General features: G+C 71.9%; 29 protein-coding genes. 7 read left to right on the top strand and 22 right to left on the bottom strand.

Features of this window, described 5'->3' with window-relative positions:
• Positions 1-29 precede the first annotated feature (29 nt).
• The 7 genes from trpM to hisI all read right to left on the bottom strand — a co-directional run bounded on the left by trpM (position 30) and on the right by hisI (position 4,831).
• Complete coding sequence (trpM, locus tag ACZ7L0_RS09770; RefSeq protein ID WP_471241903.1) at positions 30-278, bottom strand: tryptophan biosynthesis modulator TrpM; 249 nt, start codon at positions 276-278, stop codon at positions 30-32.
• 22 nt (positions 279-300) lie between these two features.
• Positions 301-1,110, bottom strand: a complete 810-nt coding sequence (gene trpC / locus ACZ7L0_RS09765) for an indole-3-glycerol phosphate synthase TrpC (RefSeq protein ID WP_471241902.1) — start codon at positions 1,108-1,110, stop codon at positions 301-303.
• A gap of 143 nt (positions 1,111-1,253) precedes the next feature.
• Complete coding sequence (locus ACZ7L0_RS09760; protein ID WP_471241901.1) at positions 1,254-1,703, bottom strand: DUF2752 domain-containing protein; 450 nt, start codon at positions 1,701-1,703, stop codon at positions 1,254-1,256.
• 94 nt (positions 1,704-1,797) lie between these two features.
• Positions 1,798-2,055 (bottom strand): HGxxPAAW family protein, encoded by a 258-nt coding sequence (locus tag ACZ7L0_RS09755; protein ID WP_471241900.1) that lies wholly within the window; start codon positions 2,053-2,055, stop codon positions 1,798-1,800.
• 163 nt (positions 2,056-2,218) lie between these two features.
• The gene (locus ACZ7L0_RS09750; RefSeq protein WP_471241899.1) at positions 2,219-2,857 is read right to left on the bottom strand and encodes a TIGR02234 family membrane protein; all 639 of its coding nucleotides are present in this window, start codon (positions 2,855-2,857) and stop codon (positions 2,219-2,221) included.
• A gap of 61 nt (positions 2,858-2,918) precedes the next feature.
• Positions 2,919-4,409, bottom strand: a complete 1,491-nt coding sequence (locus ACZ7L0_RS09745; protein ID WP_471241898.1) for an anthranilate synthase component I — start codon at positions 4,407-4,409, stop codon at positions 2,919-2,921.
• 11 nt (positions 4,410-4,420) lie between these two features.
• Positions 4,421-4,831 (bottom strand): phosphoribosyl-AMP cyclohydrolase, encoded by a 411-nt coding sequence (hisI, locus tag ACZ7L0_RS09740; protein ID WP_471241897.1) that lies wholly within the window; start codon positions 4,829-4,831, stop codon positions 4,421-4,423.
• An 82-nt stretch (positions 4,832-4,913) separates the two neighbouring features.
• Between hisI and ACZ7L0_RS09735 the strand changes: the two genes are divergently transcribed.
• Both ACZ7L0_RS09735 and ACZ7L0_RS09730 read left to right on the top strand, forming a co-directional pair.
• The gene (locus tag ACZ7L0_RS09735) at positions 4,914-5,549 is read left to right on the top strand and encodes a TIGR03085 family metal-binding protein (RefSeq protein WP_471241896.1); all 636 of its coding nucleotides are present in this window, start codon (positions 4,914-4,916) and stop codon (positions 5,547-5,549) included.
• An 11-nt stretch (positions 5,550-5,560) separates the two neighbouring features.
• Positions 5,561-5,959 (top strand): VOC family protein, encoded by a 399-nt coding sequence (locus ACZ7L0_RS09730; protein ID WP_471241895.1) that lies wholly within the window; start codon positions 5,561-5,563, stop codon positions 5,957-5,959.
• A gap of 3 nt (positions 5,960-5,962) precedes the next feature.
• On the opposite strand, the gene ACZ7L0_RS09725 is transcribed toward ACZ7L0_RS09730, so the two are convergent.
• The 10 genes from ACZ7L0_RS09725 to hisD all read right to left on the bottom strand — a co-directional run bounded on the left by ACZ7L0_RS09725 (position 5,963) and on the right by hisD (position 13,619).
• Positions 5,963-7,222, bottom strand: a complete 1,260-nt coding sequence (locus ACZ7L0_RS09725; protein WP_471241894.1) for an MFS transporter — start codon at positions 7,220-7,222, stop codon at positions 5,963-5,965.
• 17 nt (positions 7,223-7,239) lie between these two features.
• Positions 7,240-7,827 carry an ArsR/SmtB family transcription factor gene (locus ACZ7L0_RS09720; RefSeq protein WP_471241893.1) on the bottom strand — a complete coding sequence of 196 codons (588 nt, stop codon included), beginning with the start codon at positions 7,825-7,827 and terminating at the stop codon, positions 7,240-7,242.
• Positions 7,828-7,910: 83 nt separating this feature from the next.
• Positions 7,911-8,666 (bottom strand): imidazole glycerol phosphate synthase subunit HisF, encoded by a 756-nt coding sequence (gene hisF, locus ACZ7L0_RS09715; RefSeq protein ID WP_471241892.1) that lies wholly within the window; start codon positions 8,664-8,666, stop codon positions 7,911-7,913.
• Entirely contained in the window at positions 8,663-9,061 is a 399-nt protein-coding gene (locus ACZ7L0_RS09710; RefSeq protein ID WP_471241891.1) for a RidA family protein, read from the bottom strand. Before ACZ7L0_RS09710 ends, hisF begins: the two co-directional genes overlap by 4 nt.
• Entirely contained in the window at positions 9,058-9,783 is a 726-nt protein-coding gene (priA, locus tag ACZ7L0_RS09705) for a bifunctional 1-(5-phosphoribosyl)-5-((5-phosphoribosylamino)methylideneamino)imidazole-4-carboxamide isomerase/phosphoribosylanthranilate isomerase PriA (RefSeq protein ID WP_471241890.1), read from the bottom strand. Before priA ends, ACZ7L0_RS09710 begins: the two co-directional genes overlap by 4 nt.
• 4 nt (positions 9,784-9,787) lie before the next feature.
• Complete coding sequence (gene hisH / locus ACZ7L0_RS09700; RefSeq protein ID WP_471241889.1) at positions 9,788-10,429, bottom strand: imidazole glycerol phosphate synthase subunit HisH; 642 nt, start codon at positions 10,427-10,429, stop codon at positions 9,788-9,790.
• Positions 10,429-10,593: a hypothetical protein gene (locus ACZ7L0_RS09695; RefSeq protein ID WP_360346106.1), complete on the bottom strand. Its 165-nt coding sequence runs from the start codon at positions 10,591-10,593 to the stop codon at positions 10,429-10,431. The genes hisH and ACZ7L0_RS09695 overlap by 1 nt, the downstream gene beginning before the upstream one ends.
• A gap of 4 nt (positions 10,594-10,597) precedes the next feature.
• The gene (hisB, locus tag ACZ7L0_RS09690; protein WP_471241888.1) at positions 10,598-11,191 is read right to left on the bottom strand and encodes an imidazoleglycerol-phosphate dehydratase HisB; all 594 of its coding nucleotides are present in this window, start codon (positions 11,189-11,191) and stop codon (positions 10,598-10,600) included.
• Positions 11,188-12,297 carry a histidinol-phosphate transaminase gene (locus ACZ7L0_RS09685; protein ID WP_471241887.1) on the bottom strand — a complete coding sequence of 370 codons (1,110 nt, stop codon included), beginning with the start codon at positions 12,295-12,297 and terminating at the stop codon, positions 11,188-11,190. The genes hisB and ACZ7L0_RS09685 overlap by 4 nt, the downstream gene beginning before the upstream one ends.
• Complete coding sequence (hisD, locus tag ACZ7L0_RS09680; protein ID WP_471241886.1) at positions 12,294-13,619, bottom strand: histidinol dehydrogenase; 1,326 nt, start codon at positions 13,617-13,619, stop codon at positions 12,294-12,296. Before hisD ends, ACZ7L0_RS09685 begins: the two co-directional genes overlap by 4 nt.
• Positions 13,620-13,797: 178 nt before the next feature.
• On the opposite strand from hisD, the gene ACZ7L0_RS09675 reads away from it, so the two are divergent.
• The 4 genes from ACZ7L0_RS09675 to ybaK all read left to right on the top strand — a co-directional run bounded on the left by ACZ7L0_RS09675 (position 13,798) and on the right by ybaK (position 17,823).
• Entirely contained in the window at positions 13,798-15,375 is a 1,578-nt protein-coding gene (locus ACZ7L0_RS09675) for an oxidoreductase (protein ID WP_471241885.1), read from the top strand.
• A gap of 152 nt (positions 15,376-15,527) precedes the next feature.
• Positions 15,528-16,553 (top strand): hypothetical protein, encoded by a 1,026-nt coding sequence (locus tag ACZ7L0_RS09670; RefSeq protein WP_471241884.1) that lies wholly within the window; start codon positions 15,528-15,530, stop codon positions 16,551-16,553.
• An 11-nt stretch (positions 16,554-16,564) separates the two neighbouring features.
• The gene (locus ACZ7L0_RS09665) at positions 16,565-17,305 is read left to right on the top strand and encodes an LON peptidase substrate-binding domain-containing protein (protein WP_471241883.1); all 741 of its coding nucleotides are present in this window, start codon (positions 16,565-16,567) and stop codon (positions 17,303-17,305) included.
• Positions 17,306-17,319: 14 nt separating this feature from the next.
• Positions 17,320-17,823: a Cys-tRNA(Pro) deacylase gene (gene ybaK, locus ACZ7L0_RS09660; RefSeq protein WP_471241882.1), complete on the top strand. Its 504-nt coding sequence runs from the start codon at positions 17,320-17,322 to the stop codon at positions 17,821-17,823.
• A 41-nt stretch (positions 17,824-17,864) separates the two neighbouring features.
• Here the strand turns inward: ybaK and ACZ7L0_RS09655 are convergent, their stop codons facing one another.
• From ACZ7L0_RS09655 to ACZ7L0_RS09640, 4 genes are all read right to left on the bottom strand, one after another.
• On the bottom strand, positions 17,865-18,533 hold the full coding sequence (locus ACZ7L0_RS09655; protein ID WP_471241881.1) for an AAA family ATPase: 669 nt from the start codon (positions 18,531-18,533) through the stop codon (positions 17,865-17,867).
• Between the two features lie 34 nt (positions 18,534-18,567).
• On the bottom strand, positions 18,568-19,398 hold the full coding sequence (locus ACZ7L0_RS09650; RefSeq protein WP_471241880.1) for an ABC transporter permease: 831 nt from the start codon (positions 19,396-19,398) through the stop codon (positions 18,568-18,570).
• Between the two features lie 74 nt (positions 19,399-19,472).
• Entirely contained in the window at positions 19,473-20,447 is a 975-nt protein-coding gene (locus ACZ7L0_RS09645) for an ABC transporter ATP-binding protein (RefSeq protein ID WP_471242202.1), read from the bottom strand.
• 104 nt (positions 20,448-20,551) lie between these two features.
• Positions 20,552-21,769: an NYN domain-containing protein gene (locus tag ACZ7L0_RS09640; protein ID WP_471241879.1), complete on the bottom strand. Its 1,218-nt coding sequence runs from the start codon at positions 21,767-21,769 to the stop codon at positions 20,552-20,554.
• A 224-nt stretch (positions 21,770-21,993) separates the two neighbouring features.
• On the opposite strand from ACZ7L0_RS09640, the gene ACZ7L0_RS09635 reads away from it, so the two are divergent.
• Positions 21,994-22,167: a hypothetical protein gene (locus ACZ7L0_RS09635; RefSeq protein WP_471241878.1), complete on the top strand. Its 174-nt coding sequence runs from the start codon at positions 21,994-21,996 to the stop codon at positions 22,165-22,167.
• A gap of 96 nt (positions 22,168-22,263) precedes the next feature.
• Here ACZ7L0_RS09635 and dnaE read toward each other — a convergent pair whose 3' ends face one another.
• Positions 22,264-25,803 (bottom strand): DNA polymerase III subunit alpha, encoded by a 3,540-nt coding sequence (gene dnaE / locus ACZ7L0_RS09630; RefSeq protein WP_471241877.1) that lies wholly within the window; start codon positions 25,801-25,803, stop codon positions 22,264-22,266.
• Between the last annotated feature and the right edge of the window lie 235 nt (positions 25,804-26,038).

Genomic DNA, 26,038 nt, shown 5'->3' with positions numbered 1-26,038 from the left:
GACACTGATCGCCGTGGGGGCGGGGATGGTCAGCCGACGGCGGGCCGTGTACGGCTCGTCGCACCCACGCGGCGAAGCCGCATGTCCAGAACTACCCCGCGCCCCTGAAGGGGGCGCTGCCATCGACGCCCGTTCACCTGCCCGGGCTCGTCACCGATGACGTACCGCACCCGGCGGCCGTGCACCCGTCGCGCGGGCGCACGACAGCCACGGGGCCGGCAGCCGCGCGCGAGGCGGGCATACGGGTCCCGGGTCGCCGGGGTGAGCGGGAGAGTCATCGACGGCCAGCCTACCGGGAGCTCAGCCCCGGCCGTGCCGCAGTGCGGGGTGCTCCCCCGCCGCCACCAGATCGGCGACGGCGCTCTTCGGGTCGCGGCCGGTCACCAGGGACTCGCCGACCAGGACCGCGTCCGCGCCCGCGTTGGCGTAGGCGATGAGGTCGTGCGGTCCGCGCACCCCGGACTCGGCGATCTTGACGATGTGGTTCGGGATCTCCGGCGCGACGCGTTCGAACGTCCCGCGGTCGACCTCCAGCGTCTTGAGGTTGCGCGCGTTGACGCCGATGACCTTGGCGCCGGCGTCCACCGCCCGCTCGACCTCGTCCTCGTCGTGCACCTCGACGAGCGGGGTGAGACCGATGGAGACGGCGCGCTCGATCAGCGACTCCAGGGCCGGCTGGTCCAGGGCCGCCACGATCAGCAGCACGAGGTCGGCGCCGTACGCCCGGGCCTCCCACAACTGGTACGAGGTGACGATGAAGTCCTTGCGCAGGACCGGGATGTCCACGCGGGCCCGGACGGCTTCCAGGTCGGCCAGCGAGCCGCCGAAGCGGCGCTGCTCGGTGAGGACCGAGATGACGGCCGCGCCGCCCGCCTCGTAGTCCGCGGCGAGCCCGGCCGGGTCGGCGATCGCGGCCAGCGCGCCCTTGGACGGGCTGGAGCGCTTCACCTCACAGATGACCTTGACGCCCTCACCGCGCAGTGCGGCCACGCCGTCCTTGGCGGCGGAAGCCTTCGCCGCGCGCTCCTTGAGCTCGTCGAGGCTGACGCGCGCCTGCCGCTCCGCGAGGTCGGCACGGACTCCGTCGATGATCTCGTCGAGCACACTCACGCGAGCGGCCCCCTTCCAGACGGTTTTTCCAGACGGTTGAAAACCCATTGAAAAGCCATGGTCACTGCGATGGTATCCGGAGGACGGCGTAGGCCCCGCATCCGGTTGACGCCGATCCCACTACCTGGACGTTCACCGGCCGGTCAAGGATGCAGCCAGCCGCCGAACGGCAGGTTCCGGACGAGGGTGAACACCAGCAGCGACACCCCGGCGGCCCACAGGGCCGCCGGTGCGGGGTCGATCCGCAGCGGCCGTCCGCGCACCGCGCGCACCACCCAGACGGTCCACAGCACCGCGAAACCCAGATAGCCGACCACGGCCACCGCGTTGTCCTGGAGCGCGGTGAGGAGGTCCCCGTGGACGAAGGCGTGCGCGCTGCGCAGGCCGCCGCAGCCGGGGCAGTACAGGCCGGTGTAGCGCAGCAGCGGGCACACCGGGTAGTGGCCGGGCTGGTTGGGGTCGACGGCCCCGACGTAGGCGAAGGCCCCGGCGACGGCCGTGAGGACCCCGGCGGGCACGGCCGCCCGTCCCCACCGGGCGGCGGGCGGGGGTGTGCGCTGGACGCTGGGGCTGTCGGCGTTCACGCCTCGCATTCTGCCCCGTAGCGGCCCCCCGCGCGCGTGAGGGGCGGCCGGCACCTCACCGGTGCCGGCCGCCCCTTGCGCGAAGGACGCGAAGAACGCGTGCTCAGCCCTCGACGCTCGCCGGCTCGCGGGTCACGGCCGGGGCGGCGTGCGCCACCGCGTGCGACTGCTTCGGCTGGCCCAGGCCCATGGAGCGCATGACGGCGCCCACGACACCGCCGAGGACCACGATCGCCATGCCGGCCCAGAAGCCCAGCGGCTGTGCCATCACCATGAAGGCGCCCGCGACGCAGAAACCGATGAAGGCGATGATGACACCGGTCCAGGCGGCCGGGGTGTGACCGTGGCTGCTGCCCGCCATTGCTTGCTCCTCGTTGCTGGTGTGCGTGTCCGTACGTGCCGTACGTCTCCGGGCCCGCCCGTGTCCGGGGCGGACGTTGCCGTCCATTGTCCCGTACGCGTACGCGTGCCGTGAGCGGGGGTCGCTCCTCGTGGGCGTCTGTTTCGCCACACCGGGGAGGCGGCTAGGCCCCCGTCGGGTCCTCGCCCCGGTCCAGGGCCTTCCAGAGTTCCTCGGGGCGGTCGGGGTCGGCGGCCTTGGCGGTGCGGCGCGGGCGGGGGGTGCCGTCGCGCTCGTAGCGGCCGGACATGGCGGGCCACAGCCGGCCATAGCGCAGGGCGAGGAGGCCGGCGAGCAGGAGGAGGGCGCCGCCGACGGCCGCGACGTAGGGCCAGCCGGTGTGGCTGAGCGCGCCCACGGAGGCGGAGGTGTCGCCGGTGGCCTCGGCGGCCTTCTCGTCGAGCGCGGAGCTGTCGGAGGCGCCGATCAGGGCCGCGGCGACGGTGCCGGCGCCGGAGAGCGCGAGCAGCCCGGCGACCAGGAAGCGGCCGGCCCTGCGGACGGCGAAGACGGCGACGAGCGCGGCGAGGCCCACTATGGCGAGGGCCGCGGGGACGCCCGTGACGTCACTGCCCCTGGCGGTCAGCGGGAAGGCGCCGCCGGCCACCGTCGCGGTGCCCTCCGACCAGCGCTGCCGGGTGGCCAGCAGCGCCACGGCCGCGCCGAGCGCGCCGCACAGCAGGGCGAGGGCGAGGCTCCGGCGGCCGGACCGCTCGGATGCGGGGGCTTCGGATGAGTGGGGTACGGCAGTCACGTACCCCACTATCTCCCGAACCCCGGGCGAAACGGCGCCCGGGGTTCGGATGGGGAACGTGATAAGCGCCCTATTCGCCCAGCCGGTTGGCGGTGTGCACGGCCCGCAGCACCGCCGCGGCCTTGTTGCGGCACTCCTGGTCCTCGGCGAGCGGGTCGGAGTCGGCGACGATGCCCGCGCCGGCCTGGACATAGGCGGTGCCGCCGCGCAGCAGGGCCGTACGGATGGCGATGGCGGTGTCGGAGTCGCCCGCGAAGTCGAGGTAGCCGACGCAGCCGCCGTACAGCCCGCGCCGGGACGGTTCCAGTTCGTCGATGATCTGCATCGCGCGGGGCTTGGGCGCGCCGGAGAGGGTGCCCGCCGGGAAGCAGGCCGTCAGCACGTCGAAGGCGGTGCGGCCCCGCGCCACGCGTCCGGTCACCGTCGAGACGATGTGCATCACGTGCGAGTACCGCTCGATGGACATGAAGTCGACGACCTCCACCGAGCCGGGTTCGCAGACCCGTCCGAGGTCGTTGCGGCCGAGGTCGACGAGCATGAGGTGCTCGGCGCGCTCCTTGGGGTCGGCGAGCAGTTCGTCGGCGAGGGCCTGGTCCTCCTGCGGGGTGGCGCCGCGGTGCCGGGTGCCGGCGATGGGGTGGACCATGGCCTGCCCGTCCTCGACCTTGACCAGGGCTTCGGGCGAGGATCCCACCACGTCGAACCCGTCGAAGCGGAACAGGTACATGTAGGGGGACGGGTTGGTCGCCCGCAGCACCCGGTACACGTCCAGCGCGCTCGCCGTGCACGGCGTCTCGAACCGCTGCGACGGTACGACCTGGAAGGCCTCGCCCGCCCGGATGCGCTCCTTGATGTCCTCGACCGCGGCCTGGAAGTCGGGGCCGCCCCACCGGGCGGTGTACTCGGGCAGTTCGGAGGGCGGCAGGACGGCCGGGGGCTGGGCGACCGCCCGGGACAGGTCGGCCTCCATGGCGTCGAGCCGGGCCACGGCGTCGGCGTAGGCCTCGTCGACGCCGGTCTCCAGGTCGTTGTGGTTGATCGCGTTGGCGATCAGCAGGACGGAGCCCTCCCAGTGGTCCATCACCGCGAGGTCGCTGGTCAGCAGCATGGTCAGCTCGGGGAGCCGGAGGTCGTCCCGCTCGCCGGGGCCGATCTTCTCCAGGCGGCGGACGATGTCGTAGCCGAGGTAGCCGACCATGCCGCCGGTGAAGGGCGGCAGGCCCAGGTCATGGGCCAGGTCGCGGGGAGTGTGCAGGGCCTCGACGGTGGCGCGCAGGGTGGCGAGCGGGTCGCCGGCCGCGGGGACGCCGACGGGCGGGGTGCCCAGCCAGTGGGCCTGGCCGTCGCGCTCGGTCAGCGTGGCCGACGACCGCACGCCCACGAAGGAGTAGCGGGACCACGAGCGGCCGTTCTCCGCGGACTCCAGCAGGAAGGTGCCGGGGCGCTCGGCGGCGAGCTTGCGGTACAGCGCGACCGGGGTGTCACCGTCGGCGAGGAGCTTGCGGGTGACCGGGATGACGCGGCGGTCGGCGGCGAGCTTGCGGAACGTCTCGAGATCCATGGCCGCTGACCTTACTGATCCGAGGCCGGTACGCCGGAACCGGCGCCCTCGGCGTCCTTCAGGAGCACGTCGTCGTCGAAGCAGGTGCGCGCGCCGGTGTGGCAGGCGGCGCCGGTCTGGTCGACCTTGACCAGCACGGTGTCGGCGTCGCAGTCCAGGGCGACGGACCTGACCCGCTGGACGTGGCCGGAGGTGTCGCCCTTGACCCAGTACTCCTGGCGGCTGCGGGACCAGTACGTGCAGCGGCCGGTGGTGAGCGTGCGGTGCAGCGCCTCGTCGTCCATCCAGCCCAGCATCAGCACCTCTCCGGTGTCGTACTGCTGGGCGATGGCGGGCAGGAGTCCGTCGGCGCTGCGCTTGAGGCGCGCGGCGATCTCGGGGTCGAGGCTGCTGGGCCGGGGCGTACCGGTCGTACTGGTCATGGTGCCATTGTGCCGGGAGGCGCCGGCGGGCCCGGGATCGTGTCCACTGTCCGGACCTGGTACGCGGTCGTAGGCTGACAGCATGTCGACCTTCGCCAAGCGTGAACGGCTTCTGCTCGCCGACCTCTTGGAAACCACCGGCCCCGAGGCCCCGACCCTGTGCCAGGGCTGGCTGACCCGCGATCTCGCCGCGCACGTGGTGGTGCGCGAGCGCCGCCCCGACGCGGCCGGCGGCACCCTGATCAAGCAGCTCGCGCCGCGCCTGGAGAAGGTGATGGCGGAGTACACCGCGAAGCCGTACGAGGAGCTGATCCAGCTGATCCGTACGGGCCCGCCGCGCTTCTCGCCCTTCCAGCTCAAGCAGATCGACGAGGCGGCCAACATCGTCGAGTTCTACGTCCACACGGAGGACGTCCGCCGCGCCCAGCCCGACTGGAGCCCGCGGGAGCTGGACCGGGTCTTCCAGGACACCCTGTGGTCCCGCCTGGAGCGCACCGCCCGCCTGGTGGGCCGGGGCGTGCCCACGGGCCTGGTGCTGCGCCGCCCGGACGGCCAGACGGCGGTCGCCCACCGGGGCACGCCGGTGGTGACGGTCACCGGCGAGCCCTCCGAGCTGCTGATGTTCGCCTTCGGCCGGCAGAGCGCCGCGAAGGTGGACCTGGAGGGCGACGAGAACGCGATCAGCAAGCTGCACGAGTCGAAGCAGCTCGGCATCTGAGGGGGCTTCCCGTGATCAGGGTCGCGATGACCGGCGTGTACGTCGACGACGTGGCGGAGGCCCACGCCTTCTACACGGACGTCCTGGGCTTCGAGACCCGCAACCACCTGGACCTGGGCGACGGCACGCTGTTCGTCACGGTCGGGGCGTCCGGCGGGGCCCAGCCGGAGCTGCAGTTGCTGCTGGAGCCGGGCTCGGGCCCCATCGCGGAGCCGTACCGCCGGTCCCTGTACGAGGCGGGGATCCCGGCCATCGTCTTCTCGGTGGACGACATCGCGGCGGAGTACGAACGGCTGCGCGGGCTCGGTGTGCGCTTCACCCACGAGCCCCGGGAGCAGGGGCCGGTGATCGCCGCCGTGCTCGACGACACCGTCGGCAATCTGGTGCAGCTGGCCCAGCCGAAGCGGTGACGGTCAGCGGGGCAGTTCGGCGCGGCGCAGCCCCGGCGCGCACAGGGCGACGACCCCGCCGAGGCCGCACACGGCGGCGCTGACGACATAGACCGGGCCGAGGCCGAAGGCGTCGGCCGCGGTGGCGGCGATCGGCATGCTCAGCGGGGCCAGGCCGAGGCTGACCAGGCCGGAGACGGCGGTGACCCGGCCCAGGTAGGCGGGTTCGGACTGGGTCTGGAGAAGGGCGCCGCACATCGCGCCGCTGAGTCCGGCGAGCGCCCCGACGAGCAGGGCGACCCCGACTGCCCCTGCGAGATCCGGGACGAAGGCGAGGGCGCCGATCGCGACGGAGCCCGCGAGGATGGCGTACGCGGCGACCAGGCCGGCGCGGGGCAGCCGGCCCCGGACGGTCAGCAGCAGCGAGGCGGCGCCCGCGCCGACGCTGAACCCGGCGAGCACCCAGCCCATCCCGGAGGCGCCCCAGCCGCGTTCGTCGGCCAGCAGGGTCAGACCGACGTTGAAGGGGCCGACGAAGCCCAGGTCGCCGAGGGCGATGGCCAGCATCAGCGGGGCGAGGACCCGGTGGCCCCGGATGTACCGGAGTCCGGCCGCGAGGTCGCTCCAGGCGGTGTTCCGGGCGGTGCCGGAAGGGGCGGTGTCGTCGGCGGGCAGCTCCCGCACCCGCAGGGAGACCAGCAGCGGCACCGACACCGCGATGAGCAGTCCGGCGAGTGCGAACGCGACCGCCGCCCCGCCGACCGCCACGCCCAGGCCGCCGAGCGGGGCGCCGACGACGCTCGCGCAGCGGATCGCGAGGCCGCGCATGCCCTGGACGCGGGCGAGCTGGTCCTTGCCGGTGATCCGCGCGGGGAGGGCGCCCACGGCGGGCATGAACACGGCGTCGACGGTGCCGAAGACCAGGGCCAGCAGGGCCAGCGGCCACAGGCCGGGGCTGGTGAGGAACAGCAGGGCGGCCACCGCGAGGACGGCCGCGCAGCGCACCGCGTCACTGCCGATGACGACTCTGCGCGGTCCCAGCCGGTCGGCGATCACACCGCCGCCCAGCATCAGCACGGCCCTCGGCAGTGCGCTGACCGACATGACCACCCCCGCCTGCGAGGGGCTTCCGGTCTGTACGGCGGCCCAGGACAGGGCGATGTAGTAGACGCTGTCTCCGACCATCGAGGACGTGTACGCCGCGAGCCAGCGCAGGACGTTGGGGTCGCGGTGGGCGGGGCGGTCGGTGGTGGGCTGCGCCGAGGATATGAGCGTGGCGGTCATGGGGCGGCGAGGTCCTCTCAGACGCGGAACGGGAATCCGTACACGTGCAGCGCGACGTGCTCGCGCCCTTCGGTGTCGCCCGAGGCTTCGGCGGACCGGCCTTTCTCGTCGTACTTCCTGGCGAGGGCGACGAGTTCCTCACGCAGTTCGTTCAGTTCGCTCGCGGTCAGGCGGAGGAGGGACTCGCTGTCGGGAGCGGCGGCGTTCCACTCGGGGCTCCAGGTGGGCCGCTCGTCGAGGTAGCGGCGGTACATGTCCACGCGCTGTTCGTGGAAGAGCCGGGTGGCCGCCAGATGCGCTGCCGCCTTCTCGGGCGCGTCCCGGAAGTCCCGGTCGCGGATGCTCACGCCGTCCGAGGACGGCTGCCACCACCGCTCGCGGCCGTCCCCGCTCTGCGGCTCGGCCTCCTCGATCAGCCCGTGCTCGGCGAGCTTGCGCAGGTGGTAGCTGACCAGCGAGACGGCCTCGTCCACCTGCTCGGCGAGGTGCGAGGCGGTCGCCTTGTCGGCCACGCACAGGGCCCGGTACAGCTTCATCCGCAGCGGATGGGCGAGTGCCTTGAGCGTGCCCACGTCCGTGATGGCACGACTCCCCTTGGTTGTCATGCCACCAACCGTAGATACGAAAGAGAAGTTGCACAACAGATTTTGCGCAACTTCCCTTTCGCATCTTGGTCCGTGTGGTTACGTCACCGCACCGGGTGACCCGCCTCCCGCAGAGCCTGCTTCACCTCTGAGATCCGCAGGTCACCGAAGTGGAAGACGGAGGCCGCGAGCACCGCGTCCGCGCCCGCCCCGACCGCCGGGGCGAAGTCGGCGAGCCGGCCCGCGCCGCCCGAGGCGATGACGGGGACCGTCACGTGCTTGCGTACGGCCGCGATCATCTCCAGGTCGTAGCCGTCCTTCGTGCCGTCCGCGTCCATGGAGTTCAGCAGGATCTCGCCCGCGCCCAGTTCGGCGGCCCGGTGCGCCCACTCGACGGCGTCGATGCCGGTGCCCTTGCGCCCGCCGTGGGTGGTCACCTCGAAGGAGCCCGACTCCGTGCGGCGCGCGTCCACCGAGAGCACCAGCACCTGGCGGCCGAAGCGCTCGGCGATCTCCCGGATCAGGTCCGGGCGGGCGATCGCCGCGGTGTTCACGCCCACCTTGTCGGCGCCCGCGCGCAGCAGCCTGTCCACGTCCTCGGCGGTGCGGACCCCGCCGCCGACGGTCAGCGGGATGAACACCTGCTCGGCGGTGCGGCGGACCACGTCGTACGTCGTCTCGCGGTTGCCCGAGGACGCGGTGATGTCCAGGAACGTCAGCTCGTCGGCGCCCTCGGCGTCGTACACCTTGGCCATCTCGACGGGGTCGCCCGCGTCGCGCAGGTTCTGGAAGTTGACGCCCTTGACGACCCGGCCGTCGTCCACGTCCAGGCAGGGGATGACTCGGACGGCGAGGGTCATGGTCCGGACACTCCTCGGAACGCCTCCACCTCGACCTCGACGACCAGACTGGGGTCGACGAAGCCGGAGACGATGATCATGGATGTGGCGGGCCGGACGGAGTCGAACAGCTCCTTGTGCGCGCGTCCGACGTCGTCCACGTCCCGGGCGTGGGTGATGTACATGCGCGTACGCACGACGTCCTCGCGGCCCAGGCCCAACTGGCCCAGCGCCGCGAGCGCCACGTTGAAGGCGTTGACCGTCTGCTCGTACGGTCCGCCTCCGGCGATCTCGCCGTCCACTATCGATGTGCAACCGGAGACCAGCACCAGCCCGTTCGGCAGCTCCACCGCTCGGGAGTAGCCGAAGTTCTCCTCCCAGGGCGCACCGGTCGTGACGCGTCGTACATCGCTCACTGGGCTACCGCCTCCAAGGCCTCTTCAAGGGTGAACGCCTTCGCGTACAGCGCCTTCCCTACGATGGCGCCCTCGACACCGAGAGGTACCAGTTCGGCGAGGGCCCGCAGGTCGTCGAGCGACGACACGCCACCGGAGGCCACGACCGGGCGATCGGTCGCGGCGCACACGTTCCTCAGCAGCTCCAGGTTGGGGCCCTGCAGCGTGCCGTCCTTGGCGATGTCGGTGACGACGTAGCGCGCGCAGCCCTCCTTGTCGAGCCGCGCCAGCGTCTCGTAGAGGTCACCGCCGTCGCGGGTCCAGCCGCGTCCGCGCAGGGTCGTGCCGCGTACGTCCAGACCCACCGCGATCTTGTCGCCGTGCTCGGCGATGATCTTGGCGACCCACTCCGGGGTCTCCAGGGCGGCGGTGCCGAGGTTCACCCGGGTGCAGCCGGTGGCGAGGGCGGCGGCCAGGGAGGCGTCGTCGCGGATGCCGCCGGACAGCTCCACCTTGATGTCCATCGCCTTCGCGACCTCGGCGATCAGCTCCCGGTTGTCGCCGGTGCCGAACGCGGCGTCCAGGTCGACCAGGTGCAGCCACTCGGCGCCCGACCGCTGCCAGGCGAGGGCGGCTTCGAGGGGCGAGCCGTAGGAGGTCTCCGTGCCGGACTCACCGTGCACGAGGCGGACGGCCTGGCCGTCGCGGACGTCGACGGCGGGGAGGAGTTCGAGCTTGGCCATGTCTCTACAGGGTTCCGATCCAGTTGGTGAGCAGCTGGGCTCCGGCGTCGCCGGACTTCTCGGGGTGGAACTGGGTGGCCCACAGGGCGCCGTTCTCCACGGCGGCCACGAAGGGCTTGCCGTGGGTGGACCAGGTCACCTTGGGGGCGTGCATCACCGGGTTGTGCACGTCCAGCGACCAGTCGTGGACGGCGTAGGAGTGCACGAAGTAGAAGCGCGCGTCCGCCTCCAGCCCCGCGAACAGCTCCGAGTCGGCCGGTGCCTCGACGGTGTTCCAGCCCATGTGGGGCACGATCTCGGCCTGCAGCGGCTCGACCGAGCCGGGCCACTCGTCGAGGCCCTCGGTCTCGACGCCGTGCTCGATGCCGCGCGCGAACAGGATCTGCATGCCGACGCAGATGCCCATCACCGGGCGCCCGCCGGACAGCCGGCGGCCGATGATCCAGTCGCCGCGGGCCTCCTTCAGGCCCCGCATGCAGGCGGCGAAGGCGCCCACGCCGGGCACCAGCAGGCCGTCCGCGTTCATGGCCCTGTCGAAGTCGCGCGTGATCTCGACCTCGGCTCCGGTGCGCGCGAGGGCGCGCTCGGCGGAGCGGACGTTGCCGAAGCCGTAGTCGAAGACCACGACCTTCTTCGGCGTGCTCATCAGTTCCACACCTCCAGCCGCAGCACACCCGCGACGAGGCACATCGCGGCGCCGATGGACAGCAGCACGATGAGGCTCTTGGGCATCTGCTGCTTGACGAAGGAGTAGATGCCGCCGACCAGGAACAGGCCGACGACGATCAGGACGGTGGACAGACCGTTCATGGGTTTACAGCGCACCCTTCGTGGACGGAAGGATGCCGGCCGCGCGCGGGTCCCGCTCACTGGCGTAGCGCAGCGCCCGGGCCAGCGCCTTGAACTGGCACTCCACGATGTGGTGGGCGTTGCGCCCGTAGGGCACGTGCACGTGCAGCGCGATCTGCGCCTGGGCGACGAAGGACTCCAGGATGTGCCGGGTCATCGTGGTGTCGTACTCGCCGATCATCGGCGCCATCTTCTCGGGCTCGGTGTGCACGAGGTAGGGGCGGCCGGAGAGGTCGACGGTGACCTGGGCGAGGGACTCGTCCAGCGGGACCGTGCAGTTGCCGAAGCGGTAGATCCCCACCTTGTCGCCGAGCGCCTGCTTGAAGGCGGCGCCCAGCGCGAGGGCGGTGTCCTCGATGGTGTGGTGGGAGTCGATGTGCAGGTCGCCGTCGGTCTTCACGGTCAGGTCGAACAGACCGTGCCGGCCGAGCTGGTCGAGCATGTGGTCGTAGAAGCCGACGCCGGTGGCGATGTCGGTCTTGCCGGTGCCGTCGAGGTCTATCTCGACGAGGACCGCGGTCTCCTTCGTCGTGCGCTCCACGCGTCCTACGCGGCTCATGAACTCTGCTCCTTCTTCACATCACGGACCGCGTCGAGGAACGCGTCGTTTTCGGCCGGGGTCCCGGCGGTGACCCGCAGCCACCCCGGTACGCCGTTGTCACGGACCAGGACGCCCCGGTCGAGGATCCGCCGCCAGGCCTCGTGGGCGTCGGGGAACCGTCCGAACTGCACGAAGTTCGCGTCGGACTCGGTGACCTCGTAGCCGATCGCGCGCAGCTCACCGACCAGTCGGTCCCGCTCGGACTTCAGCTCTTCGACGTACTTCAGCAGCGTGCCGGTGTGCTCCAGGGCGGCCAGGGCGGTCGCCTGGGTGATCGCCGACAGGTGGTACGGCAGCCGTACGAGCTGGACGGCGTCCACCACCGCCGGGTGCGCGGCGAGATAGCCGAGGCGGAGGCCGGCGGCCCCGAACGCCTTCGACATGGTCCGCGAGACGACGAGTTTCGGCCGACCTTCGAGCAGCGGCAGCAGCGAGTCGCCGTGGCTGAACTCGACGTACGCCTCGTCCACGACGACCATCGACGGCTTGGCCGCCTGCGCCGCCTCGTAGAGCGCGAGAACCGTCTCGGGCGGGACGGCGTTGCCCGTGGGGTTGTTGGGGGTGGTGATGAAGACGACGTCCGGCCGGTGCTCGGCGATGGCCCGCTCGGCCGCCGCCGGGTCGATGGTGAAGTCCTCGCGCCGGGGGCCGGAGATCCAGCCGGTGCCCGTGCCGCGCGAGATGAGCGCGTGCATCGAGTACGAGGGCTCGAAGCCGATCGCCGTACGGCCGGGGCCGGCGAAGGTCTGCAGCAGCTGCTGGATGACCTCGTTCGAGCCGTTGGCGGCCCACACGTTCGCCGGGCCGACCTCGTAACCGGAGGTGTCCGTCAGGTACTTGGCGAGCTGGGTACGCAGCTCGACCGCGTCCCGGTCCGGGTAGCGGTTGAGGCCGCGGGCCGCCTCGCGCACCCGCTCGGTGATCCGCTCGACCAGCGGTTCGGGCAGCGGGTAGGGGTTCTCGTTCGTGTTCAGCCGTACGGGGACGTCCAGCTGGGGCGCGCCGTAGGGGGACTTGCCGCGCAGCTCGTCCCGTACGGGGAGATCGTCGATTCCGAAGCTCACTTGCTCGTCGGTACCTTCCAGCCGAACCTCGCCTTGATCGCCGCGCCGTGCGCGGGCAGGTCCTCCGCCTCCGCCAGCGTCACCACGTGGTGGGCCACGTCGGCCAGCGCCTCCCGCGTGTAGTCGACGATGTGGATGCCGCGCAGGAAGGACTGGACGGACAGGCCGGAGGAGTGGCAGGCGCAGCCGCCGGTGGGCAGGACGTGGTTGGACCCGGCCGCGTAGTCGCCCAGCGAGACCGGCGCCCAGGGGCCGATGAAGATCGCCCCCGCGTTCCTGACCCGGTCGGCGACGGCGGCGGCGTCGGCCGTCTGGATCTCCAGGTGCTCGGCGCCGTAGGCGTCGACCACCCTGAGACCCTCGTCGACTCCGTCGACCAGCACGATCGCGGACTGCCTGCCCTTCAGGGCCGGGACGATCCGGTCGTCGATGTGCTTGGTGGCCGCGACCTGCGGTTCGAGCTCCTTCTCCACCGCGTCCGCCAGCTCGGTGGAGTCGGTGACCAGCACGGCCGCCGCGAGCGGGTCGTGCTCGGCCTGGCTGATCAGGTCGGCGGCGACGTGCGCCGGGTCGGCGCTGGAGTCCGCGAGGATCGCGATCTCGGTGGGGCCGGCCTCGGCGTCGATGCCGATCTTGCCGGTGAAGTAGCGCTTGGCGGCGGCGACCCAGATGTTGCCGGGCCCGGTGACCATGGGGGCGGGCGGGCAGGACTCGGTGCCGTACGCGAACATCGCGACGGCGGTGGCGCCACCGGCCGCGTAGACCTCGTCCACGCCGAGCAGCGCGCACGCGGCGAGGATCGTCGGGTGCGGCAGGCCGTCGAACTCGGCCTGCGCCGGCGAGGCGAGGGCGATCGACCCGACGCCGGCCTCCTGCGCGGGCACGACGTTCATGATCACGGAGGAGGGGTAGACGGACCGCCCGCCGGGGGCGTACAGACCGACCCGCTCGACCGGCACCCACTTCTCGGTGACCGAGCCGCCGGGCACGACCTGGGTGGTGTGCGTCGTACGGCGCTGCTCGCGGTGGACGAGACGGGCGCGCCGGATGGACTCCTCCAGGGCCGCGCGCACGGCCGGGTCGAGCCGCTCCAGCGCGTCGGTGAGCGCCTGCGCCGGGACCCGTACGGATTCCAGCCGCACCCCGTCGAACTTCTCGGCGAAGTCGATCAGCGCCGCGTCACCCCGATGATGCACGGCCTCGCAGATCGGACGCACCTTCTCCAGTGCGGCCTGAACGTCGAAGTCGGCTCGGGGCAGCAGGTCGCGCAGGGCGGGGCCCTCGGGAAGGGCGTCGCCGCGCAGATCGATTCGGGAGATCACGGTTCCAATTCTCTCAGACCGGGGTCGGCGGTCGTCCGCGCGTATCAATGGCTGATACAGAACGTGGCCGGAACCCGGAAGATCCCCTTCACGTCTAGCGTTCGGGGCTCACTCACCGGGCATGAACTGCTGTACGAAACGGACGAACCCGCGAGTAGCAGAGGGAGAAGGAAGAGCAGTGACCGAGGGGGCCGGCCTCCGTGCGGGGGACCTGCCGGACGACCTGACCGCCGCCGAGGCCGGCATGTGGCAGGCCTTCCGCAACGGCAGCGTGTACGACCTGAGCAGCGGGGACGCCGTCGTGGACGACCCGCACGGCGGGCATCCCTGGGGGCCCGAGCGGACCGTGCGGGCGCGCATCGTCTGCTGGCTGCTCCTGGACGGCCCGCCCGCCCTGGCCGGCCGTGTGTCCTCGCTCAAGCTGGCCGGCGTGCGGATCAGCGGCACCCTGGACCTGGCGGGCGGCACGGTGGTGCCGTACGTGGAGCTGAAGGGCTGCCGCTTCGACCGGGAGGTCCTGCTGCCCGAGGCCCGCTTCACCACCCTGCGCCTGGTGGACTGCGCGGTGCCGCGCCTGGAGGCCGCCCGGGTGCACACCGAGGGCGACCTGCACCTGCCGCGCTGCCGCTTCCAGGGCGGCGTCCGGCTCACCGACGCGCACATCGGTACGGATCTGCTGCTCAACCAGGCGATCGTGTACCGGGACCGCACCGGCCGCTCGATCGCCGCCGACGGCATGACCGTCGGCCAGGACCTCCAGGCGGAGCTGCTGGAGTCGCACGGCGAGCTGAGTCTGCGCAGCGCCAAGGTCGGCGTCTCGCTGAGCCTGCGCGGCGCGAAGCTGGCCAACCCCTACTCCCGGCTGGCCCTGAACGCGCCCCAGCTGACCGTCGAGCGCACCCTCTACCTGACCCCGGCCGGCGTGGGCAGTCCGCTGCTCAGCGGCACCACCCCCGCGCGCGGGACGCGCGTCCAGCGCTTCGAGTGCCAGGGCGGGGTGCGCCTGGACGACGGGCGGTTCGGGGACGCGGTCGACCTGGAGCGGGCGCGGTTCGCCTTCGCCGAGGAGCAGGAGCTGTCGCTGCGCCGGGTGCAGACGCCCGAGCTGCGCTTCCTCGGGGAGCGGCCGCAGCGCGGCAAGGTGGTGCTGTCCGGGGCGCGGGTCGTCAACCTCGTGGACCGGGCGGCCAGCTGGCCGGAGCCGGGGCAGCTGCACATGGGCGGCTTCACGTACGAGAGCCTGGTGCCGCAGGGCCCGTTCCCGCTCACCGAACGGCTGGGCTGGGTGGCGGCGGCCACCGCCGAGTACAACCCGGAGCCGTACGAGCGGCTGGCCGCCGTGCTGCGCGGCGCCGGTGAGGACGAGGACGCGCGCGAGGTGCTGCTCGCCAAGCAGCGCCGGCGCCGCGAGACCCTGCCGCTGGCCGCCAAGCTCTGGGGGTACGCGCAGGACTGGACGGTCGCCTACGGGTACCGGCCGGGCCGGGCCGCCGTGTGGATGGCGGTGCTGTGGGCGGCGGGCACGCTCGCCTTCACGCACGCCAGCCATCCGCCGATGAACTCCGGGGGCCACCCGACCTGGAGCCCGGCGCTGTTCGCCCTCGATCTGCTGCTGCCGGTCATCGACCTGGGCCAGGCGGGTCAGTGGCAGCTGCGCGGCGGCTGGCAGTGGCTGGCGACGGCGCTGATCCTGCTGGGCTGGGTCCTGGCGACCACGGTGGCGGCGGGGGCGACGCGGCTGCTGCGGCGGGGCTGACCCGGTGCCGGACCGCGCCGGTTTCCCGGGGTTGGCAGGTATCCGTCAGTAGTTGAACAGTCATCATCTTTTACTCGCCCTTGACCGGGCCGCGTACAACTTTCCTCGGCCTTGCCGCAAGGGCTGGCGCGGGGCCGACCTGCGGTCTTTCAATGGTCGACACCATGGCTCTGCTGCCCCCGTTCATCCGCCCCACCCGGATGAAAAGGACCCCCTCGCGCCCGGCCGGACCGCCGATCGATGACGAGGTGCTGCTCGACGCCCCCGACGCCCTGCTCGGCCCCGCCCTCGTCGCGGCCGGGCGAGGCGAGTACGGGGCCGCCGCCGAGCTGCTGGCCGCCACCCGTGCGGCCGCCGCGTGGGAGAACCGTGACCGCTACGCGCGTCGCCTGGCCGCCTTCGCCCGCTCGCGCCCCGAGTGGTTCGAGGAGTGGCGTACGGCCGCCCCGGACGATCCCGACGCACTGCTGGTCGGGGCGCAGCTGGCGGTGGACCGGGCCTGGCCCTCGCCGGCCCGGGCCGAACTGCTGCGCGAGGTCAGCCCGCTGATCACGGCCGCTGCCCGGGGCGACGACCGCGACCCGGTGCCGTGGCGGATCGCGCTGGACCACGCCCGCGGCTCCCGGGCCGGCCACCGGTACTTCGAGGAGCTGTGGGAGGCGGCGGTCCGGCGCGCCCCGCACCACTACGGCTGCCATGTCGCGGCCCTGCGCTACCTCGCCGCCTCCTGGCACGGCTCCCACCACGCGTGCTTCGACTTCGCCGACCTGGCCGCGCAGGACGCCCCGGCGGACTCGCTCGTCCAGGCGCTGCCCGCGCGGGTGGCCCTCGGCTATCTGACCGACGGCTGCGGTCCCGAGGTGCCGCGCGGGCGGCTGGACGCGGCGGCCGACCGGGCCCTCGCGCTCTCCGGCCGGTTCCCGGCGGCCGACCCCTGGCCCGCCGAGATCCGCAACAAGCTCACGTACGTCCTCGTACGGCTGGAACGCTGGGAGGACGCCCGCGCCCAACTGCGTCTGATCGGCCCTTACGCCACCTCCTTCCCCTGGGACCGGGTCTCGGACGATCCGCTGGGCCACTTCCTGCGGCTGCGCGAGGAACTCCGGACGGGGCTGATCCCGGCCCCCCTGCGACCGCCTGGTGAGCACCGCGGACACGCCCGTGCCGGTGACCACTAGGCTGGGGCGCCGTGACCACCGTCCGTCTCCCCCTCTTCCCGCTGAACTCGGTACTGTTCCCGGGCCTGGTGCTGCCTCTCAACGTCTTCGAGGAGCGCTACCGCGCCATGATGCGCGAGTTGCTCAAGACGCCCGAGGAGGAGCCGCGCCGGTTCGTCGTCGTGGCGATCCGCGACGGCTACGAGGTCGCGCCGAGCGCCCCGGGCATGCCGGACCCGACGGCCCTGCCCGACCGCGGGCCCGCCGCGGGCTTCGGCGCCGATCCCCTGCGGGCGTTCCACGGCGTGGGCTGCGTCGCGGACGCGGCGACCGTCCGGGAACGGGCCGACGGCACCTTCGAGGTGCTGGCGACCGGGACGACCCGGGTCCGGCTGCTGTCCGTGGACGCGTCGGGCCCCTTCCTGACGGCCGAGCTGGAGGAGCTGGAGGAGGAACCGGGCGACGAGGCGGGGGCGCTGGCCGAGGGGACCCTGCGGGCCTTCCGGCAGTACCAGAAGCGGCTGGCGGGAGCGCGGGAGCGCTCGTTGTCCACCGGGGCGGAGCTGCCGGACGAACCGGCCGTCGTCTCCTATCTGGTGGCGGCGGCGATGATGCTCGACACCCCGACGAAGCAGCGGCTGCTGCAGGCCCCGGACACCGCCTCCCGCCTGCGCGACGAGCTGAAACTCCTTCGCTCGGAGACGGCCATCATCCGTAACCTGCCCTCATTGCCGGCGGCAGACCTGACGCGCGGCCCGACGAGTCTGAACTGAGGCCGGGATCCCGGATGGCGAAGAAGTCCAAGAAGCAGCAACAGCCGGGAGGCACGCCCGCCACGGTCGCGCTGACGGCGGCGGGCGTCGACTACACCGTGCACGCCTACGACCACGACCCCTCCCACCCCTCCTACGGCGAGGAGGCGGCCGAGGCGATGGGCGTCTCCCCCGAACGGGTCTTCAAGACCCTCGTCGCCGACGTCGACGGCACCCTGACGGTGGCCGTGGTCCCGGTCGCGGGCTCCCTCGACCTGAAGGCCCTGGCCACCGCGGTCGGCGGCAAGCGCGCCACCATGGCCGACCCCACCCTGGCGGAACGCACCACGGGCTACGTACGCGGCGGCATCTCCCCCCTCGGCCAGCGCAAAAAACTCCCGACGGTCCTCGACGACTCGGCAACCACCCACACCACGATCTGCGTCTCAGCGGGCCGCCGGGGCCTGGAGGTCGAACTCTCCCCCACCACCCTCACCAACCTCACCGAAGCCACCCTCGCCCCCATCGGCCGCGCGTGACCTCTGGGGGCCCGGGGGCGCAGCCCCCAGCGGGATCCGCCCTACGCCGGAGGCGCCCCGTACGGGGGCTGGTGGTAGCCGTCCTGGTAGGGGTCGGGGTCCCGCGGTCCGAAGAGTGCTGTCAGGCCGAGGTGGACCAGTAGCGCGCCCACCGACCACGCCAGCAGCGCGCCCTTCGCGCCGAGCTTCAGCGGTGCCGAGAAGGTCACTCCCTTGCCCACGGACTTGGCGTGGGCGAGGACGTCCTTCTCGGGGCCGAGCCACACCCCGAGCCGCCATGCCAGCAGCGAGCCGAGCACGCCCCCGACGGTCAGCGCGACGACCAGCGGCACGCCCCCGCGCCGCCGCAGCAGGAAGACGGCGACCGCGCTGACCGCCCCGAAGGCGAGCGCCAGCAGCGTGAACGTTCCGTCGACGCCGATCGCCTGCTCCCCCTCGCTGTCCTTGAGGATGACGATCCAGCCGCCGTTCTCATCCGGGGCACCGACCAGCGGCAGGCTCGGCGCCAGCCACCACCACAGCAGCCCGAGCAGCACCCCGCCGAGCGCCAGCGCCACGGTCACCACGGCGGCTTCGCGCACTTCGGTCTTCATCCCGGGGCCGTCCTGTTCGTAGGCTCCTCCCGCCGTCCCGGCAGGGTGCGGCGCCTGCCAGGCCTGGTGCGAGGACGGTTCGTGCGGCGGCGGAGGCGGAGTCAGTGGTGCGGTCACCCTGACATCGTGCCAGGTCGCCCTGTGCGGCGCGTCACCGGACGGCGGCCCTGCGATACGCCCAGGTCGCCACGGCCAGCGACACCACCCCGACCCCGGCGCACACACCCAGGTCACCGGCGACGAACGCCCAGTCGGGGTGTGCCCCGAAGGTACGCGCGTACGCCTCCACGCCGTAGGTGGACGGCAGCAGATCCCGGGCCAGCCGGATGATCTCCGGCATCCGGTCGGGCGGCAGCACCCCGAGGAGCAGCGCCGCCGACATGCCCAGCTGTCCGAGCAGCGTGGCCAGCTCGGGCCGGGGCGCGAGCAGCCCGCAGGCCGCGCCGAGCCCGGCGAGCGCGGCACCCGCGAGCGGGATCACCGCGACGAGGATCCACAGGTTGCCCAGCGGCAGCCCGAACAGGACGCAGCCGAACACCGCGGTCACCAGCGTCCCGGGGACGGTGAAGGAGGCGTACGCCCCCGCCGCCCCCAGCACCACGGCCGCCGGCGACACCGGCAGTGTGGCGTAGTAGTCGAGCCCTCCGCTCGCCCGCAGCTGCCCGAAGTACTGCGCCAGCAGGTTCAGCGCGACGTACGCGACGACCACGACCGACGACCCGGCCACCACGGACTGCGCCTCGCCCCGGGTGTCCACCACCCCGCGCATCATGATCATGATACCGACCGACTGGAAGGTGGCCACGAACAGCAGCGGGATCCGCGCCACCCGGGCCCGGGACAGCTGCGCCCGGTACACGGCGGCCAGCGACGGCCACAACCGCGCGCCCTGCCCCAGTTCGGCCGCGTCCCGCGCCACCTTCTGCTCCACGGACACGGACACGGCACTCCCCCGGGGAGACTGCGCGGATACGGCACTCACCTCGAGCTGCTCCTCTTCCCTACGGCGGCCGAGCCGCTCCCCAGGGGAACCTACGGACGCCACGCCCCGCGCGCTCATGCCCTCACCAGCCCCTGCCGCGCGGCACCGCCCAGCGCCAGATACACGTCCTCCAGGCTGGGCGTGGCGAGCGTGAAGTCGTCCAGGGCGGCGAAGGCGGCCCCGCCGGTGACCGTGGCGACGGCCGCGCGGGCCTCCTCGGGCGCGAGGCGGAGGGTCCAGCGGCGCCCGGCCTCCACGGCCCGCTCCCGCAGCACGGCGACCTCCGGCACCTCCAGGGGAGGCTGCTCCCGCCACACCAGCTCCACCCGCACCTCACCGGCCACGCGTTCCTTGAGCCCGGCGGGGGTGTCGCAGGCGATGACCCGGCCCTGGTCGAGGACGGCGACCCGGTCCAGAACGGTCTCGGCCTCGATGACGTTGTGGGTGACCAGCAGCACGGTGGTACCGCGCTCGGCCCGCCGCCGGTCGACCGCCGCCCACACCGCGCGCCGCGCCACCGGGTCCATGCCGGTGGTCGGCTCGTCCAGGACCAGCAGCGGACGCTCGCCGACCAGGGCGGCGGCGAAGCAGGCGAGCCGCCGCTGGCCGCCGGACAGCTTCTTCAGCGCGCGCCCGGCGATCGGCGTGAGGCCGAGCTCCTCCAGCACGGCGTCCCGCTCGGCGCGCGCCCGCACCACGTCCAGGCCGCGCAGGCGTCCGGTGGTCTCGGCGGCGAGGGAGACGGTCAGCTCGTCCAGGGCGGTGGACTCCTGGCCGAGGTAGGCGAGGATGCGCGCGGCCCGCTCGGGATGCCGCACGATGTCGTGGCCGAGCAGATCGACGCTGCCGGCGTCCGGCCTGAGCAGTCCGGTGAGCTGCCGTACGAGGGTGGACTTGCCGGCGCCGTTCGGCCCGAGCAGGCCGAAGATCTCACCGCGCCGGACGTCCAGCGCCACGCCGTCGGTGGCCAGCACCTGAGGGGCCCCGGGCGTCCCCCGCCGCCCGCGCACGGCGGGGTAGGTCTTGGTCAGCCCGCGCACGGCGCACACGACGTCATCGGGATGCCGAAGTGCCTGTGCCGCGCGCGTACTCACAAAGGACGAGAGTACGGGGTCGGGGACCTTTACTCGCCTTTGGGTCCTCCTACGTGGGTTCACTCCCCCGCGGGCGCGTGCTCCGCGGCGGCGGGCACGTCGATCTCCCGCCAGAAGCCCGCCCGGATGGCGTAGCGGTCGTGCTCGTCGATCTGGTCGTCCTTGTGGGCGAGGAGGCCGAAGCGGGCCGCGTAGCGCAGCAGCTCGCCGTCGATGCGGTGCGGGACACGCGGGTACATCGCGGAGAGCTTCTGCAGGTGGCTCTGGTCGCCCAGCCGGGAGATCCACCGCCGGGCGAACACCTGCCCGACCTCGTACGGGTCCCCGCCGACCGTGGTGATGTCCTCCTCGCGGTCGGCCCACCGCTGCTCGGCCGTGGTCAGCTGCGCCAGCGTCGGCATGGAGGCCGCCTCGGGGGGCTCGGCGACCACGCCCGGCCGGTCCACCCAGCCCTTGTCGGAGGACCAGCGCAGGGTGGCCGTGGCCGGGTGCTGGACGGCCTGGGCGCCGGGCGCCCGCAGCGCGGCCAGGTCCTTGGGGGTGGGCACGCCCTTGGGGGCGGGCCGCTCCTGGGCACCGTTCTCCGAGGCGGTGGCGGCCGGTGCGTGCTCGCCCTCCTCGACGGACCGCTCGGCCGCGGTGGCCGGCGCGGACTCGGGCAGCGGCGCGGAGAGGATCGCGGCGATCTCCGGCCGGGGCACGGGCGGCGGCGCGCAGACACCGGTCAGCTCCTTGGCCCGTACCGCCTGGGTGATCCAGGCACGGTCCAGGACGCGCCGCTCGTCGGCCTCGGCGACCAGGTCCTCGGACTGGTTGTAGTCGCCGTCGGCGGCCTGTACGGCCCACAGGTGGACGGCGACGCCGTGTTCCTTGGCGGCCATCATGCCGGGCAGCAGATCGCCGTCGCCGGTGACCAGGACGACGTCGGAGCAGGCGCGGTTGCGGGCCAGCTCGGTGAGCTCGGCGTGCATGGCGGCGTCCACGCCCTTCTGGGCCCAGCGGCCGTCGCTGCGGGTCAGGGCGCCGAGCCGGACGGTGACCCGGGGCATCACGCGCAGCCGGCGGTGCTCCGGCTGGGGGACGCGGTCGGGGGCGCCGTCGAACCAGTAGATGCGCAGCAGGGGGCGCTCGGTGTCGGCCTCGGCGCGCTCGCGCAGCGCCTGGATCAGGGCGGTGTGATCGACGGTGATCCGGGACCGCGAGGGCTCACCGGCGAGGAGGCTGGCGGCGGCCCCCAACAAGTACCCGGCGTCCACCAGGACGATGCAGCGGTCCACGCGACTCACCCTCTTCCCCGGAGGTTTCGTTTGCGGCTTCCTTCGAGTCTGCCCGACCACGCGGGGGTTAACGGCCCGAACTCGATCTTCGGCGTGGCGTTTCCGGGCCTTGCGCTCCGACAAGCCTGTCACACACGGTAATTATCTGGAATGCGTTCATTGTCAGCCTATGTGAATCTGATGGCGGCCCTGGCCCCTAGATCCCCCACAGGAGGCAGATCACCATGGCCAAGAACAAGAACCGCAAGCAGGCCGGCCCGAAGAACCGCTCCTCCCAGGCCGAGCAGCCGCAGGAGCACACGCAGCGCACTCCGGTGGAGGCGCACGAATCCCCGATGGCACAGGGCGGCCCGGCGGACGTTGCCCGTAAGCAGCACAAGCGCTTCGGCCACAACTGAGACCGAGGCGCGGGCCGTTGAGCCCAGGCACTGACGAGGGGCGTATCCGTGCCGGATACGCCCCTCGTTCACGTCGACCGCCGTCCGCCGGGCCGCTCAGCCCGCCAGACAGGACGGCCCGAGCAGCACCTTCAGATCGCCGAAGAGCGCCGGGTCCGGCTTCACCCGGTGCCGGTCCAGGCGCAGGACCGTGGTCTTGCGCGGGCCCTGGAGCTTGATCCGGACCTCGCTGTCGCCCTTGTGGTGGCTGAGGATCTCGCCGAGGCGGCTGACCATCGGCGGGGTGACCCGCGTGGCCGGGATGGTGAGGATCACGGGCGCGTTCGTACCCGCGTTGGAGAGGTCCGGGACCATCAGCTCCATCGCGACGAGCCGCGGCACGTCCTCGCGCTTGTCCAGCCGCCCCTTGACGAAGACGACCGCGTCCTCGACGAGTTGGGTCGACACCAGCTGGTAGGTCGCCGGGAAGAACATGCACTCGATGGAACCGGCGAGGTCCTCCACCGTGGCGATCGCCCAGGCGTTGCCCTGCTTGGTCATCTTGCGCTGCAGGCCCGAGATGATGCCGCCGATGGTGACCACCGCGCCGTCCGCGTGCTCGCCGCCGGTGAGCTGGGCGATGCCTGCGTCGGCCTTGTCGGACAGCACGTGCTCCAGGCCGAAGAGCGGGTGGTCGGAGACGTACAGACCGAGCATCTCCCGCTCCTGGGCGAGCAGGTAGGTCTTGTCCCACTCGTCGGTGGTGAACTCCACGTCGAGCCCGAAGCCCGGCTCGCTGCTGGTCTCCTCGCCCATCCCGCCGAAGAGGTCGAACTGGCCCTCGGCCTCCTTGCGCTTGACCGCGACCACGTTGTCGATCATCGGCTCGTACTGGGCGGTGAGGCCCTTGCGGGTGTGCCCCATCGAGTCGAAGGCGCCGGCCTTGATCAGCGATTCCGTGGTGCGCTTGTTGCAGACCACCGCGTCGACCTTGTCGAGGTAGTCGGGGAACGACGCGTACTTCCCCTTGGCCTTGCGGCACCTGATGATCGACTCGACGACGTTCGTACCGACGTTGCGGACGGCGGAGAGGCCGAAGAGGATCACGTCGTCGCCCTGGGCGGCGAAGTTCGACTCGGACTCGTTGACGTTCGGCGGGAGCACCTTGATGCCCATGCGGCGGCACTCGTTGAGGTAGACGGCCGACTTGTCCTTGTCGTCCTTGACGGAGGTCAGCAGCGCGGCCATGTACTCGGCGGGGTAGTTCGCCTTGAGGTACGCGGTCCAGTACGAGACCAGGCCGTACGCGGCGGAGTGCGCCTTGTTGAACGCGTAGCCGGCGAAGGGGACCAGCACGTCCCACAGGGCCTGGATGGCCTCGTCGCTGTAGCCGTTCTTCTTCGCGCCGGCCTGGAAGATGGTGAAGTTCTTGGCCAGCTCGTCGGGCTTCTTCTTGCCCATCACGCGGCGGAGGATGTCGGCCTCGCCGAGCGAGTAGCCCGCGATGATCTGGGCGGCCTTCTGCACCTGCTCCTGGTAGACGATCAGGCCGTAGGTGACGGCCAGGACCTCTTCGAGGGGCTCCTCCAGCTCCTTGTGGATCGGGGTGATCTCCTGGAGCTTGTTCTTGCGCAGCGCGTAGTTGGTGTGCGAGTCCATGCCCATCGGGCCCGGACGGTAGAGCGCGGAGACGGCGGAGATGTCTTCGAAGTTGTCGGGCTTCATCAGGCGCAGCAGCGAGCGCATCGGGCCGCCGTCGAACTGGAAGACGCCGAGGGTGTCGCCGCGCTGAAGCAGTTCGAAGGTCGTCGGATCGTCGAGCGGGAGGCTCAGCAGATCGATGTCGACGCCCTTGTTGGACTTCACCATCTTGACGGCGTCGTCCATGATCGTCAGGTTGCGCAGGCCGAGGAAGTCCATCTTCAGCAGGCCGAGCGACTCACAGCTCGGGTAGTCCCACTGCGTGATGGTCACGCCGTCGGTGTGCCGCACCCAGACCGGGACGTGCTCGGTGATGGTCTCGCTGGACATGATCACGCCGGCCGCGTGCACACCCATCTGCCGGACCAGGCCCTCGACGCCCTTGGCGGTGTCGATGACCTTCTTCACGTCCGGCTCGTTCTCGTACATCGAGCGGATCTCGCCCGCCTCGCTGTAGCGGGGGTGCGAGGGGTCGGTGATGCCGTTGAGGTCGATGCCCTTGCCGAGGACGTCGGCGGGCATCGCCTTGGTGAGGCGGTCGCCCATCGCGTACGGGTAGCCCAGCACGCGCGCGGAGTCCTTGATGGCGTTCTTCGCCTTGATCTTGCCGTAGGTGCCGATCATGGCGACCTTGTCGGCGCCGTACTTCTCGGTCACGTACCGGATCACCTCGACGCGCCTGCGCTCGTCGAAGTCGATGTCGACATCGGGCATGGAGACGCGCTCGGGGTTGAGGAACCGCTCGAAGATCAGGCCGTGCGGGATCGGGTCGAGGTCGGTGATGCCCATGGCGTAGGCGACGATCGAGCCCGCCGCGGAACCACGGCCCGGGCCCACCGCGATGCCGTTGTTCTTGGCCCACATGATGAAGTCGGCGACCACGAGGAAGTAGCCCGGGAACCCCATCTGGATGATGACGTCCATCTCGTACTCGACCTGCTTCTGGCGGTCCTCGGGGATGCCGCCGGGGAAGCGCCGCTCCATGCCGCGGCGGACCTCCTCCTTGAACCAGGTGACCTCGGTGTAGCCCTCGGGGATGTCGAACTTGGGCATGAGGTTCTTGGCCTCGAACATGCCCGTGGTGTCGATCTGCTCGGCGACCAGGAGCGTGTTGCGGCAGCCCTCCTGCCAGGCGTCCGAGGAGTCGATGGCGTACATCTCGTCCGTGGACTTCAGGTAGTAGCCGGTGCCGTCGAACTTGAAGCGGTCGGGGTCGGAGAGGTTCTTGCCGGTCTGGATGCACAGCAGGGCGTCGTGCGCCGCCGCCTCGTGCGCGTACGTGTAGTGCGAGTCGTTGGTGACCAGAGGCGGGATGCCGAGCTTCTTGCCGATCTCCAGGAGCCCGTCGCGGACCCGGCGCTCGATCTCGATGCCGTGGTCCATCAGCTCCAGGAAGTAGCGGTCCTTGCCGAAGATGTCCTGGTACTCGGCGGCGGACTTCAGGGCCTCGTCGAACTGGCCGAGGCGCAGCCGGGTCTGGAGCTCGCCGGAGGGGCAGCCGGTGGAGGCGATGAGCCCCTCGGACCACTGGGAGATGGTCTCCTTGTCCATGCGGGGCCACTTCTGCAGCCAGCCCTCGGCGTACGCGTCCGAGGAGAGCCGGAAGAGGTTGTGCAGGCCGGTCGCGTTCGCCGCCCAGATCGTCTTGTGGGTGTAACCACCCGAACCGGAGACGTCGTCCCTCTTCTGGTGCGGCTGGCCCCACTGGATCTTGCGCTTGTTCCGCCGGGACTCGGGGGCGACATACGCCTCGATCCCGATGATCGGGGTGACTCCGGCCTTCTTCGCGGAGTGGAAGAAGTCGTACGCCCCGTGCAGGTTGCCGTGGTCGGACATGGCGATGTGCGTCATGCCCATCTCGTTGCAGGCGTTGAACATGTCCTTGAGCCGCGCGGCACCGTCCAGCAGCGAGTACTGGGTGTGAACGTGCAGGTGCGTGAAGGGCGGCTTTGACACGGTTTCGGCCTCCAAGGAGAACGGGCGTCGACGATCTTCCGACCGGCTGCGGACCGACCGCGGACGGTCTGGGGGACAGCGTCGAAGTCTATGCCCCGGCACTGACACTCGGCGGCGTTCGCCGCGTACCTTCGTGCGAGGAGACAGCGGGCACTCCCCCGCGCCGTCGGACGTTGGTGTGAGGGAAGATCCTCCCCTACATGTCACGTACCACCCGTACCAGGAGGCACCCAGC

Source organism: Streptomyces sp. NPDC039424 (genome assembly GCF_055639495.1).
The sequence above is the reverse complement of the archived record's forward strand: the minus strand, read 5'-3'. Positions and strand labels throughout refer to the sequence as shown.